The 13,316-nt window shown below is 63.4% G+C and carries 11 protein-coding genes; 3 read left to right on the forward strand and 8 right to left on the reverse strand.

What is annotated here, in order from left to right; genetic code table 11:
- Positions 1-16: 16 nt before the first annotated feature.
- Entirely contained in the window at positions 17-1,723 is a 1,707-nt protein-coding gene (locus ACD584_RS05970; protein ID WP_076036722.1) for an alkaline phosphatase, read from the reverse strand.
- 139 nt (positions 1,724-1,862) lie between these two features.
- Here ACD584_RS05970 and ACD584_RS05975 point away from each other — a divergent pair, with 139 nt between their 5' ends.
- Both ACD584_RS05975 and ACD584_RS05980 read left to right on the forward strand, forming a co-directional pair.
- On the forward strand, positions 1,863-3,203 hold the full coding sequence (locus ACD584_RS05975) for a dicarboxylate/amino acid:cation symporter (RefSeq protein ID WP_011037726.1): 1,341 nt from the start codon (positions 1,863-1,865) through the stop codon (positions 3,201-3,203).
- Between the two features lie 7 nt (positions 3,204-3,210).
- A complete protein-coding gene (locus ACD584_RS05980; RefSeq protein ID WP_175611617.1) occupies positions 3,211-4,029 on the forward strand; it encodes a bifunctional 2-polyprenyl-6-hydroxyphenol methylase/3-demethylubiquinol 3-O-methyltransferase UbiG in 819 nt (272 codons plus the stop codon).
- Positions 4,030-4,050: 21 nt separating this feature from the next.
- On the opposite strand, the gene ACD584_RS05985 is transcribed toward ACD584_RS05980, so the two are convergent.
- The gene (locus ACD584_RS05985; protein WP_042598334.1) at positions 4,051-4,806 is read right to left on the reverse strand and encodes a hypothetical protein; all 756 of its coding nucleotides are present in this window, start codon (positions 4,804-4,806) and stop codon (positions 4,051-4,053) included.
- A 322-nt stretch (positions 4,807-5,128) separates the two neighbouring features.
- Between ACD584_RS05985 and ACD584_RS05990 the strand changes: the two genes are divergently transcribed.
- Positions 5,129-5,620: an acyl-CoA thioesterase gene (locus tag ACD584_RS05990; RefSeq protein ID WP_040942279.1), complete on the forward strand. Its 492-nt coding sequence runs from the start codon at positions 5,129-5,131 to the stop codon at positions 5,618-5,620.
- Between the two features lie 148 nt (positions 5,621-5,768).
- On the opposite strand, the gene ACD584_RS05995 is transcribed toward ACD584_RS05990, so the two are convergent.
- The 6 genes from ACD584_RS05995 to ACD584_RS06020 form a co-directional block, all read right to left on the reverse strand.
- On the reverse strand, positions 5,769-7,676 hold the full coding sequence (locus ACD584_RS05995; RefSeq protein ID WP_228438018.1) for a HAMP domain-containing sensor histidine kinase: 1,908 nt from the start codon (positions 7,674-7,676) through the stop codon (positions 5,769-5,771).
- Positions 7,677-7,742: 66 nt separating this feature from the next.
- Positions 7,743-9,101, reverse strand: a complete 1,359-nt coding sequence (locus ACD584_RS06000; RefSeq protein WP_076037832.1) for a sigma-54 dependent transcriptional regulator — start codon at positions 9,099-9,101, stop codon at positions 7,743-7,745.
- Between the two features lie 33 nt (positions 9,102-9,134).
- Positions 9,135-10,265 (reverse strand): OprO/OprP family phosphate-selective porin, encoded by a 1,131-nt coding sequence (locus ACD584_RS06005; protein WP_076036724.1) that lies wholly within the window; start codon positions 10,263-10,265, stop codon positions 9,135-9,137.
- Positions 10,266-10,293: 28 nt separating this feature from the next.
- Positions 10,294-11,262 carry an esterase-like activity of phytase family protein gene (locus tag ACD584_RS06010; protein ID WP_228438019.1) on the reverse strand — a complete coding sequence of 323 codons (969 nt, stop codon included), beginning with the start codon at positions 11,260-11,262 and terminating at the stop codon, positions 10,294-10,296.
- Positions 11,263-11,327: 65 nt separating this feature from the next.
- The gene (locus ACD584_RS06015) at positions 11,328-12,230 is read right to left on the reverse strand and encodes a polyphosphate polymerase domain-containing protein (RefSeq protein ID WP_012437920.1); all 903 of its coding nucleotides are present in this window, start codon (positions 12,228-12,230) and stop codon (positions 11,328-11,330) included.
- A gap of 10 nt (positions 12,231-12,240) precedes the next feature.
- Positions 12,241-12,825: a DUF4956 domain-containing protein gene (locus tag ACD584_RS06020; protein WP_012437921.1), complete on the reverse strand. Its 585-nt coding sequence runs from the start codon at positions 12,823-12,825 to the stop codon at positions 12,241-12,243.
- Between the last annotated feature and the right edge of the window lie 491 nt (positions 12,826-13,316).

A 13,316-nucleotide genomic window follows, 5' to 3' on the forward strand; every position in this document is an offset into this window, starting at 1 on the left:
GCGGTGGGCTCGGCCATCAGCGCTGGGTCGCGCGCTCGAAGGTGGCGGGTGCGGGCAGGTTCACCGGCACCCCGGCGCTGTCGCAGGTGCCGGCCTTGCACAGGCGCTCGCGCAGACGCGGTGTGGCCTGGACGATGACGTGGTAGATCACGTTCTCTTCCAGCGTGCCGTGGAACGCCGCGCTGCCCGGGCCGGTGGCCCAGATGCCGACGTCTTCGCCGCCGTGGCTTTCGGACTTGGTCGGCACCAGCGATTCCTGCATGTAGCTGGGCGCCTCGGTATCAACATGGGTGAGGTCGGGGCGACCGTGGGCCGGCTCGCTGCTGCTGGGCTCGTGCGGATACTTTTTCGGCCCGGCCGGCTGTGCGTTGGTCGCGCCGGTATGGCCGGGGCCATTGGCGTAGCTGAGGGTGGTGTAGGGCTGGCCGGCCAGATCGGTGGCCAGCTGGGTGCGGTCGCCTTCTTCGCCGCCGGTGCCGCGCACCTTGCCCAGGATCGGGTTGCCACGCACCGGGTAGCCCACGAAGTTGAGCGTGTGCGAATGGTCGGCGGTGACGATGATCAGCGTGTCCGGCGGCGCCGTCTGCACGGCGGTGCGCACCGCATCCGACAGCGAGACGGTTTCATCCAGCGCGCGGTAGGCATTGCCGGCGTGGTTGGCGTGATCGATACGGCCGCCTTCGACCATCAGCACAAAACCGTTCGGGTCGCGCGACAGCGACTGGATCGCGGTGCGGGTCATCTCGGTCAGGCTGGGCTCGCCTTGCGGCGTGCGGTTGCGGTCATGGTCGAACTGCATGTGATCGGGCTCGAACAGGCCCAGCAGCGCCGGTGCGCCAGCGGCGGCCTGCAATTGCTGTTGGTTCCACACGTAGGCGCCTTGCGGGTGGGACTGCTTCCACTCGGCCACCAGGTCGCGCCCGTCCAGGCGCAGGCCGACCTTGTCGTCGTACTCGGGGTCGCGCTCCTGCACGGTCTGGAACTGGCTGCGGCCGCCGCCGAGCACCACCTGCGGGCCACGCCCGAAGCGTGCAGTGGAGAGCAATTGCTGGGCGATGTCCTGGCAGCCGGCGGTGCGGGCGGCCTCGGGCAGGTCGGTGTCGTTTTCCCAGTTGCGCTCCGGTGAATGCGCGTAGGTCGCCGCCGGCGTGGCGTGGGTCAGACGGGTGGTGGTAACGACGCCAGTGGCCATGCCGGCGCTGTCGGCCAGTTGCAGCCAGCTCAGCAGGCCCTTGCCCAGGCTGTCGGCACAGTCGCTGCGGTTGCCGCTGCTGACCCCGATCGCGCCCATGTGCGACTTCACCCCGGTGGTGATCGCGGTCATGGTGCCGGCCGAGTCGGGGGTCTGCGAATCGGTGTTGTAGGTCTTGCTGAAGGCGGTGGCGGGGAATTGCTCCCACGACAGCAGATTCTCTTCGCCCGGGCCGCCCTTGCGCTGGCCGTCCAGGATGCGTGCGGCGGCCACCGTGGTCAGGCTCATGCCATCGCCCAGGAACAGGATCACGTTGCGTGCCTTGCCGGCCATCGCGCCGTTGCCGGCCGCACGTGCCGCGCCGGAGCGGTACCACCATTGCGGGGTTTCGCCGGCCGGGTGCGTCACCGGTGGCACGTCCACCTTGACCGAGGCGGGCGCCGCGGTGGTGGATCCGGCAGTGGAAGCACAGGCGGCCACGCATAGCGTGGTCAGGGCGGCGAGGGCAGGCAGGCGGTAACGCATCGGCATCGAACTCGTGACTGAATCAATGCCCATTATGCCGGGATGCATCCGTCGCACTGATGACACGCCGCTGTTCCAGTCGTGGCCTCGCGGGCAGGGCGGCCCTGCGATAAGGTGCATGCACTCCCCCCGGATGATTTCACGCATGACATTGGTCTCGGCCTGGTTGCGCATTCCGTTCTGGCAACGCGTGGTGGCCGGCTTCGTGCTGGGCGCGATCGCGGGCGCAGCCATGGGCCCGGCCGCCGAGGTGTGGTTTGGGCCGCTGGGTGATCTGTACGTCACCCTGATCAAGATGATCGCGGTGCCGCTGGTGTTCTTTGCGGTGATCAACGCGATCTCGTCCTTGCACGGGCAAAAATCCGTTGCGGCCTTGGGCGGGCGCACCTTCCTGTGGTTCGTCATCACCGCCGCACTGGCAGTGGGCGTGGGCCTGGCGGTGGGCACGATCATGCAGCCCGGCGCCGGCCATTTCAGCCTGAGCGTGGACTCGGCGTGGAAGCCGCGCGATGTGCCCAGCCCGATCAAGGTGCTGCTGGACGTGGTGCCCTCCAACCCGTTCTACGCGCTGACCGGCATCGGCACCAAGACCAATGCCGCCGGCGAAACCGTGCTGGCCGCCGGGCGTGGCTCGATCCTGCCGGTGATCTTCTTTGCCGCGCTGCTCGGCTTTGCGATGGTCAAGCTGGGTGACCGCGTGGCCGAGGCACGCAAGCTCACCGGGCAGATGAGCGACATCATGATTCAGGTCACCCGCTTCGTGCTGGAGATGACCCCGCTGGGCACCTTCGGCCTGATTGCCGGCCTGGTGGGCAGTTACGGCTTTGCGAAGCTGCTGCCGTTCGGCAATTTCGTGCTGGCGCTGTATGTGGCCTGCGCGCTTCACATCGTGGTGGTCTACAGCAGCCTGTTGCTGCTGCACGGGCTGAACCCATGGAAGTTCTTCCGCGGTGCGGCGCCTGGGATGCAGGTGGCGTTCGTGAGCTCGTCCAGCTTCGCCGCGATGCCGGTGGCGATGCGCTCGATCACCCACAACCTCGGCGTGAACAAGGACTACGCCGCCTTCGCCGTGCCGCTGGGCGCGAGCATCAAGATGGACGGCTGTGGCGCGATCTTCCCGGCGTTGTGCGCCGTGTTCATCGCGCAATACACCGGCGTGCCGTTGACCGCCAACCAGTATTTCGTGGTGCTGATCGCCTCGGTGCTGGGCAGCTTCGGCACCGCTGGCGTGCCGGGCACCGCGGTGGTGATGGCCACGGTGGTGCTCAGCGCCGCCAACCTGCCGCTGGAAGTGATCGGCTATCTGTACGCGATCGACCGCATCCTCGACATGATGCGCACCATGACCAACGTCACCGGTCAGATGCTGGTGCCGGTGCTGGTGGCCAAGGAGACCGGTCTGCTGGACAAGACGATCTACGAGTCCGCATCCACCAACGTGGGGCTCGAGGATCCGCCCACCGATCGCGCGGCGCCGCTGCGCTGAACCGGTGATGGAAGACGGGTTTCCCACCGTGCGCGGGCAATTGCAGGCGCTTGCGCCGTTGCACGTCATCGACGGTGTGCTGGTGCAGGACGGCCTGCCCGACGATCCGTTCGAGCAGCAGTACCTGCAGATCCGGCGCAGGGAAGGCCGGCTGTACACCGACGCGCAGGTGCGCAGCCTGCCGCGCCCCGGTGGCGCACTGGGCAACACGCTTGAGTGGCAGGTGCGTGCGCTGTCCAGCAGCCTGCTGGTGCAGCACCTGCAAACGCACGCCGGGCATGGCGCCATTCTCGAACTGGGCTGCGGCAATGGGTGGTTGGCGCATCTGCTTGCGCAGGCCCTGCAGCGCGAGGTCTGCGGTGTCGACGTCAACCGCACCGAATTGACCCAGGCCGCGCGCGTCTTCGGCCATGACACGCGGCTGACATTCGTCGCTGCCGACATCCACACGCTGGTGCTGCCGCGCGATGTATTCGATGTGATCGTGTTGCCCGCCTGCGTGCAGTATTTCAGCGATCCCGCCGCGCTCGTCAGCCGCCTGCTCGGTTGCCTGCGCGAAGGCGGCGAGCTGCACATCCTCGACAGCCCCCTGTACGCCACGCCGCAACGCGGCCGGGAAAGCGCCGCACGCAGCCTGCGTTACTTCACCGACCTGGGATGCCCGGCGCTGGCCGCGCACTATCACCAGCACACCTACGCCAGCTTCGACCGCTTCGCCGTGCAGTGGTTGTTCGATCCCCGGCGCGCGAGCGCGCGGTTGGGGCGCCTGTTCAAACGGCGGCAGCCGCATTTTCCGTGGTTGTGTCTGCGCAAGCAGGACAACTGACGGTCCGGCAATCGATCGGGGTCAGTGGGCTCGCACGGCCTCCATCAGCGTGGTGGCCCCCGGCGCCTGGTGCTGGGCAACCGCGCCCACCACGATGAAGAAGACAAGCACGCCCAGCAGCGGCCAGATCGTGTGGCGGACGCACAGCCACCACCAGCCCTGGGCCTGGATGCCGCGCATCCGCCGGTACAGCCCGCCGGCCAATGCCGCGTCCACCAGGAGTTCGGCCATCAGCACCGGTGCCGACCACACCACCCAGACAGCAGCCACCAGGGCGGCTACGGACGCAGCCAGTAGCGCCACGATTGCCAGGACAGGCAATCCCGCATCGCCATCGATGAGGTCCGGAAGTGCATCGCCCTCCGAAAGCCCCGAGCTGACTCGTGCGCCCCCTGTGCCGGAACTGCCCGCACCACCGGAGCTGCCACCGCCGGTCCAGCCGGGCGTTGTTGGTGTGCTACCACCGTCAAGGTCGATGCTGTGATCCAGCAGCTCCTCATGCGCGTCATCCATGTCGTTGCGCCAACGCACCCAGGCCCACATCAGTAGCAAGAACAGGCCATAGGCGACGAGTGTGGCCAGCGGATAGCGCAGCACCATCGCGTCGATGCCGCCATTGCGCAGCAGGTGCGAGCTCAGCAGCCCGCCACTGGCGGTGATCATCACGATGGCGCTCATCTGCAGCCGTGGCCAGCCGTCGCGTTCCAGGCGCTGGCGTGTCTGCAGGAGGTCGTGGATGTGCCGTTCTGGCATCGCGGTGCGTCCTGCAGCAGGCACGTCTGTGCCGGAATGCCGAGCGTAAGGAGTTTCGCGTGTGCGTGCATGTGCAGGCGCCTATCGATCCTGCGTGGTGGCGAGAACGGGAAGGGCATCCGCGGCGCGCATTCGTCGTTGCAAGTGGTCTTTGTCCGGCCGCCTGCTGGAGGAATGACGGATTTGCTCGCAAGGCGCTGGCCTGCTGGGACGTAGAGACGCAGCTTGCCGTCGATGCCACTCAGCGGAATCCAGGCGGGACGTGGTGCGTTGAACACGACGGCGATGCCCGCCTGCGCGCACGCACATGGCACACTTCAAGCTCATCCTTTGGCGAGAGACCCCGGTGATTGGTCAACAACGTGATCTGACATTTCGTTTCCTGGCCGAGCCCAGCGACGTCAACTTCGGCGGCAAGGTGCACGGCGGGGTGGTCATGAAGTGGATCGACCAGGTGGGTTTTGCGGCGGCCAGTGGCTGGAGCGGGCATTACTGCGTCACCGTGGCGGTGGGCGGCATCCGCTTCGTGGCGCCGGTGCGCATTGGCGATCTGGTCGCGGTGTCGGCCAAGCTGGTCTACACCGGCCGCAGCAGCATGCATTTCGCCATCGACGTACGCGCGCGCAGCCCGATGGGCGGCGACTCGCGGCTGTGCACCCACTGCATCATCGTGTTCGTGGCGATGGATCCAGACGGCGTCACCCCGGTGGAAGTGCCGTCATGGCGGCCGTCCACACCGGAAGACCAACGCCTGGCCGAATACGCGCTCAAGGTGATGGAGCTGAGCAAGGGCATCGAAGACACGATGGCGCATTACCAGGCTGATAGCGGACGCTGACCAGCGGTGGTTATGCGGCCTCGCGTCACCTCTCTGATATTTCTGCGCTGCGCATGAGTGGCGCGTGCACTCATCTCTCGCTGCGCCGGGGAGGGGCAAGCGCCCCCCGCGGAGGGTGATATAGAGCCGCTCTTCTGCTGACGATTGGTCAGCCCATGAAGGGTAAACGCATGACCATCACGGCCCCGCCCTCCGGGCTGTTGTGACCAGCGATCGTGCCCTTGTGCTCCTCGACGATGCGCTGAACGATGGCCAGGCCCAAGCCCGTTCCCTTCCGTCGCCTTGTGAAAAACGGGTCGAAGATGAGCGGCAGGTCGTCAGGCGCGAAGCCGCTGCCCGCGTCCTGCACGCGACACTCGACCGATGCGCGCCCATTCTCATCGAGCGTTCGGGCGGTGATAACGACGCGGCTACCGGCCGGCGCATGCTGCACGGCGTTTTCGATCAAATTGACGAATACCTGCAGCATCCGCCCGTGATTGAGCAGCAGCACGCCGTCATAGGAGTCAGCCTGATTGTCGATCACAACGTTCCCGGCGTCGGCAATTGGGGCGCAGATGCGCGTCGCTTCGGCGATGACGTTGCCCAGCCGCCCGGAGCTGAATTCCTCTGTTGGAGGCCTGCCGTACTCAAGGAGATCGGTCATCAGCTTGTTGAGCCTGCGGACCTCGCGGCGCAGCACTTCCTGATGCCTCCCGCCGCTTCGGCCTGTGTTGAAAGTCGCCTCCATTGCATCCAGGGTCGATGAGATGCCGAACAGTGGGTTGCGCACCTCATGGGCGACGCCTGCCATCAAGGCACCGACCGCCGCCATCGCCTCGCTGCGTCGCAGTTCGGCCTGCAGCTTTCCGCGTTCGCGCTCGGAGCGCTCGCGTTCCGCAATTTCCTGCCGCAAGTCGGTGACCGTCAACTTCAGTTTCTGCTCGCTTTCCTCCAACAGTGCCTTGGAGACCGTGCTCTCTTGTAGCCGCGTCACCATCAGGTTGAACTGCCGTGCGAGGTCATCGAACTCGTCTTTACCTCGTTCGACGATACGGTAGTGAAGGTCGCCCGCACCGATGGCTTTGGTTCCCGATGCCAGCTTTCGTAACGGTCTGACGATCGACAGAATCAGCAGCGCGCCAACCAGTAGCGCGACGATCAGATACAGCGGGATTGCATAGCCCAGCATGTTCAGTACCCGTACCGCGATGCGGTCTGCCTCTTTCTGTGGCGCGGTCAACCCCTTCGCCGCAAGCGGCTCTATCTCTTCATCGGAGACATCGTCCATGTGGTTTTGTAATCGAACAAAGTCGCTGGCAAGCGCGGTCATGGCATCTTCGCCGGTCAGCAGTGCGTCCACTCCGCGCTTGACCTGCACGTGCAAGGCTTCCACCTCACCGGCCAGGCGACGCTCCCGTGCCTGCAACGGCAGCTGGCGATACCCTGCAATTGCCCGATCGAGCTTGGCGGCTCTCTCCAGCAACTGGCGCGTCGTCAGTGCTGTTGGCCGACGCTCATAGGCGGACAGCCAGAAGCCCAGCTTTGCCGCCTCTGCTTCCACGTTGGCAAGTGCGGCAAGGGTTCGGCGTCGCATCGGTTCGGGCGTGGGGGCCACGTGCAGGATCTGCTGGTTGACGAGGGCATCGATGTCTCCCAGTAGCCCGTTGACCTTCTCGAACGTGACATCAAGACCGTCGCGTTTATCCATCAAGGTGGCGCCGATCCGTGTGAGATTGTCGAAGTCCCTTGCCAGGTGACGACCCAATTCGATTTCCCGCCTGGTGCTACTCAACTGCATGTAGTTCGCGTGGTACTGGGAAAAGTCTGCGCTGTCGTTAGAGGTTTCTGCGCGCACATCCGGCAACGGCTGTGCGACGTACTGCAGTACGCCGAAGGCATATTCGCCAACATTTTTTTCCATCTCGAGCGCTGCAATGCTGAAAGGCGCATCGACCTGCTCCAGCCTTGTCAGATGGCCCACGACATCAGCCAGGCCGCGGTACACGTATAGCATCGACATCACGCCGAAAAGAACGATGACCGTGATGCCCGCATAGATTCTTGCCTTGACCATGTGGCGCTCCTGCTCCCGTCGGGTGGCATTGCCGTGCTGATGCGCCATAGGACAGCGTGAGCCGGGTCAGTCAGGATCACCCGGCGCTGCCGCAATCCCATGCAACTTGATCTTCTGGTAAAGCGTGCTGCGTGGAACGCCGAGCCGCAGCGAGGCCTGCTCGACCTTGCCGCCCACGTCGTGCAGGACGCGCTTGATGTGTTGCCGTTCAATCTGTTGCAAGGTGAGATTGAGATCGCCTGCGTGTGCATCCTGTGCCGATGTCGACTCAAAGCGAAGGTCGCGCCGGGTGATGGTGTTGTCATTGCAGAGCAATGCTGCGCGCTCAAGCACATTACGGAGCTCACGGATATTGCCGGGCCACGCATACTCGCGCAGCGCCAGCGCGGCGTCATCGGTCAACTGCGGCGTACGGCTGGGGTCGGCCAACGAGCGTGCGAGGAGCGTGCGTGCAAGCGGCACGATATCTTCCTTGCGATCACGCAACGCAGGCATCGTCAATGGAATGCTGCTGATGCGGAAGTACAGATCACTCCGAAATGTGCCTTCTTTCACCTTGCTGGCAAGATCATGATGCGTGGCTGCAATCAGCCGGATGTCGACTTCGCGTTCCCGTACTGCGCCCAGACGACGGAAGCGCTTTTCCTCCAGCACCTTGAGCAGTTTGGGTTGGACGCGGGGGTCGACATCACCGATCTCATCGAGGAAGACGGTGCCGCCATCGGCGATCTCGAGCATTCCCTGCTTGCTCGCGGTCGCACCTGTAAATGCGCCTTTCTCGTGGCCGAATAGTTCCGTCTCCAGAAAATCAGGCGACAGGCCCGCGCAATTGAGATCAACGAAGGCCTCGTCTGCGCGCATGCCATGATGGTGCAGCCATTTGGCGAGCAGGCTCTTGCCCGTGCCGGTTTCGCCCAGGATGAGGATCGGGCTGTCGGTGTGCATTACTTTGCTCGCCTGCTCAGCCAGGTCCCGGATTGCAGGGCTGTCGCCAGACAGTGGGTTGACCCGCTCCCGCCTGTCACGGGTCGCTACCACCTGCTGCTGTCGCTGCAGCCGTCGTGTGGCCAGCAGGCGCTTGAGGATCACATGCAGCGCAGGCATTTCGATGGGCTTGGTCAAGAACTGCTCTGCGCCCTCCTTGACGGCTTGCACTGCCAGGTCGATCGACCCATACGCCGTCAAGACAATCATCGGCACATCTGCATCGATTTGCCGAAAGTCACGGAGCAGGTCGATGGCGCTGCCGTCATGCAGACGGTAATCAATGACCGCAACATCCGGTGGCGAAGCTTGAAAGAGTTCGCGCGCGCGTTGGCAACTGTCAGCATCTACAACGCCATAGCCCCGCGACTCCAGGAAGTCTCGCATGCCAAAACGAATGCTGTCTTCGTCATCGACAATGAGTATTCGGGTTCTTGCCAAGGTTGCCTCCACGGTGGGCTGCGCGGTACGGGCTTAAAACGCCAGCTGCGCACGCATCAACAGAATCTGCGGGCTGTCTGCCTTGCCCCGACGTTCGCTGTGCACGTCGATGTAGTTGAGCATGATACGCAGGTGCTTGCTGGCGTAGTAGTTCACGCCCAGGGTGAGATTGTCTTCTTCGCCGCCCCGTACGTGCGCGTTGTCCAGATCCAGATGGCTGTACCGCGCGGTCACTTCCCAGGCACCGCCCGGCCGTTGGACGGGGACACCTTTGAATCTGCCGCTGCTGTACTGACGCGACTCGCCTGTGAGCACCCAACTCCCCATCACATACCAGCCTTCCAGCGTTGCATCCGTACCGATGCCTTCGCGTTTGATCGCGGTCTGCATCCACTCTGCCTGTAAGGAGAGTGGGCCGGATTTCGCCGCAGCTTCCAGCCCGAGCCTGCCCACGTGGGTGACGTCGACCAGATCGCCCGTATTCAAGAATCTGACGTCCAGTGCACGAGATTCCGGACGCGCAGTGAACTTGACCTCACCGGTAGGGCGCTCGACCACCGCAGCGATACCAAGATGCAGTACGGTGTTGCCGCCGCCTGCATAAATCGGTGTGACAGTCGCGCGCGCAGCAAGGCCGCGTCCACGTTCGCGACCATCGAACGAGGAGCCGAACCCCATCACAGATACCGAGTAGTGATCGCGGTTTCTGCTCACTTCCGCGCCGAGCCGCCGGGACGGAGCGAACGCGTCGGTCGACAAGGCGCGCTCAATGAAGCTGATGGCATTCGAACTGTTCAATTCCTCCAGCCCGAACGGCACCTTGGTTTGGCCAACGTTGAGATCGGCTTGCTTCCAGCCGTCGTAGTGCAACGCGATGTCGGTGAAGCCTTCCTTGAAGTCGCCGTCCTTGACGGTGCCGGTGTTTGTCAGCGCATAGACATTGGCGAAGTCGTACGCCAGTTCAAACGACCAGTCACTGGTGAGCTTGCCGTCCATATCCAGGCGAGCGCGCCGCAGCAGCATGCCATTGTCCAGCTGCCTGACATCGGCGTTGTACCGCGCGTAGTCCAGGTGCAGTCGCCCGCCAACCGTGACCTCCACTGCCGCAGCCTCCGACATGGCGCCCAGGCAGGCCATGAGTGCGACCAGTAGTGTGGTTTTCATGGGTGCACGAGCTCCGTACGATCCATGCTCATGGCCGTGTGAGCAGCACAAAGGTCGTGCCGTGAGTGACCAGGCCGCCGTTGTCGCTTGCGAGCAGAACATGCCGCGCATCCAGCAACGTCATGCCCTCAATATTGTCCGGCCCGACCGGCAGCACGATAATCGTCTGGCTCGCACATTGTTGGTCTCTCGTGCAGTTGGAAAGGTCCACGCGGCGCACGCTCGCCGACAGCGCGTCCTTCGCTCCTTGTCGGCTTCGCTCAAGAACAAGCAGCGAGCCATCGGGCAGGACGTCCATTCCCTTAAGCCGGCTGTCTGGCGCTTGGCGCACGAAGGACCAATGCCCGCCAATTGCGTAAAGTGCGTGTTGATCCTGCGGTTGCTGCAACAGTGGAGACTCGGGCGCAGTGATCAGGCCATGCGCTGGATGGATAGCCAACGATTCCAGGCCGCGTCCCTTTTTGCGATAGTTGTTGAGGTCGTCGGCTGGTGGTGGCACGGGCAGATTGCCCAGCACCGTGCCATCTGGACTGAAGCGGACAATCTTGGGCAGAGTGCCTTCCAGCGACGCAATGAGCTCTGTGTCGCCAGGGATGCCGTTTGTGGCATTCACCAGCGTCAATCCCTCTGCGTTGAATGCCTCGGGCGTGCCACCTGCAAGGTGCGGGTCCGCCAGGGGCGCAGCGCGAATTGGCTGGATGTCGGCGATCGCATCGCCATCGAGCGTGAGACGGAAGTGAAACACGTAGCCCGTGTCGGAGACCGCGTATAGCAGCTCTTCGTCGGCATCCCAGGCCAGGCCGGAAAGCGCGGTCAGATGAATGTCGCCAACCATCGCTGTGGGAGGAAATGTGAAACGGGTGGATGCGGCTTGCATCGGGCCGGGTTGCGGATGTACTCGCTCAGCATGACCGGTCGCCACATCTGCGTCCTGATTGCACGCAGTCAAAAAGGCCCCGGCGGCCAGGATGATGGCCAGCAGTGTTTTAGGATGCATGCGCAAAACCTTTCGAAGAGTAGAGGCTTGTTGGGCAGGCACTTGCCTGGCGGGCGGCTGTGCGGTCATGTCGGCGGTGTATCGCGCGTTGGCACCGCGTCAAGCTTGCGCAGTGCCGGTAGCAGCTTGTTGTACTTGGAGACCTTGCGCAGCGCAGCCAGGCTGACGCAGTACTTGGAGGCACTGTTGGTGGGGTGCTGGTGCAGGGCCCGGAGAATCTTGTCGGCAATGCCATTGGCGTTGCCCGATTTGGTTTCGACGATCACCAATTCTTCGCCAACGCGATAGGTTCCGGTCCCGTCCATGAACACCATGCTGCGGTCGATGGTCATCCGTTCGCCGCCTTCCTTGGCAACCAGCGTCATCCTGCGATAGCGCATCGATACGATCGGCTCGAGCGTTTGTGTGAGCTCGCGCGCGTAGAGGTCGCGGTAGGCTGCACGAATCCGTGCCTCTGTCTGTGGATCAAGGCGGCCGTACTGGTCTGGCGCGCAGGCAATCCGCTGCTTTTCAGTCTGTCCGCGTTTTCCTTTCAGTTTGATTTCCGCAAAGCACAGCTGTGCGTCGACATAGTTACGCATCCGGATCTTGCAGCGCTGGCGCCTGCCACGGTGGTGATCGAAGTAGCTGGTGTGGGCGGGGTCGTCGAAGTAGCAGGTGTCGTAGCGGAAGTCGCGCTTGCCATCGATCTCCAGCATGTCGAATTGCCTTGCCAGCTCCGGCCAGGCAGGCGCGAGGCGATGCTGATGCACGACATATTTGTTATCGCGTCGCACCAGCATCGACGCAGTTTCGTTGAGCCGTGCCAGACCAATGGCGCGAAAGTCGCCACCCTGGCTGACATCAGGGAGGGCCGTGTCGCCGCCGTCGCCTTGTGGGTTGTACTGTATGGCGTTTGCCGGGGTGATCACCGGTATGGGTGATGCGAACCGGTATGAAAGTGCGGCGCTGTTGATGTGCCTGTGCATGGTGGCCTCCTCAACGTTTGCGATAAAAGACGCGCATGCTGACCGTGTCATTGAGGTAATCAATGGCGCGGACTTCATAGGTCACCACCTCAACGCCAAGGCGCTCGGCAATGTTGGCGTTCATCACCTTGGGGTCGGAAAGTGCGTGAGCGTGGATCTGATCGAACGTGATCTTGATGTTCTCGACCGAATGCACGATCCGCGGGTGGTCGAAGACATAGGCGCCCAGCAAGACCAGCACCACCGTTGCAGCAATGAGCGGAAGCGTGGTGCCTTGCACGGAGCAGATCACCGCGACCGCCACACTGCCGAAGAAGTAGGTGATCTCGATCTTGGTGATCGGCTCGGATCGCAATGTAAACAAAGCGAGAATCGCGAACAGCCCGAAGCCTGCAGCGACACTGAATTCGACGCTCGACAAGATGGTGAGGACGGCGAAGACAAAGATGTTGAAGAGCGCCGCGGCGGTGACGAGTTCTTTGTCCTGATGGCGCCGGTAATACATGCCGAAGATCAGCACGAGCACGGCTGCGATGTCGATACAGAATCGCGCGAGCAATTCAAACAGTGGTGTGTGTATGAAAGTGGATAGCAAGGCCCTGCTCCGATAGAGGCGAAATGCCGCGTTCGGAGTGACCTAAGCAGAACCCGTGCCAAGCGTGCTGTACAAGTCAGGCGATGGCCTGAAAGACAATAAAATCAGGGGGATGCGGTGGTGTGGCCGCTCTTCTCATGTGCGCCGCCGACTACTTTCGTCGCGACTAATTCCAGAGACTGGTCCAGGATCTGGATTCCATACAGCGTGGACACCTCAGTGCTGTCTGGGTCCGTTGTCGGGTGCGGGCGCAGGCCTAGCCGGTACGGATGCAGAGCGTCTTACACCACGGCCGCAGTACATCGCTTGGGCCAACATCGTGGCCTATGCACCCTGGCGGGTAATCGCCACGGCATTGCTTGGTCGGGTGCGCGGCTGCCTCACCCGCGCGGCTGCGTTCTCGGAAGCAGCAAGCCTGCAGCCCAGGGCGGTGCGGGGCATCACGAGTGCACTGTATCGACCCTGGCCGAAGTCCCTTGCAGGTATCGAGA

The organism is Xanthomonas sp. NCPPB 2922 (genome assembly GCF_041520885.1).
In the GTDB taxonomy this organism is placed as follows: Bacteria; Pseudomonadota; Gammaproteobacteria; order Xanthomonadales; family Xanthomonadaceae; genus Xanthomonas; species Xanthomonas campestris.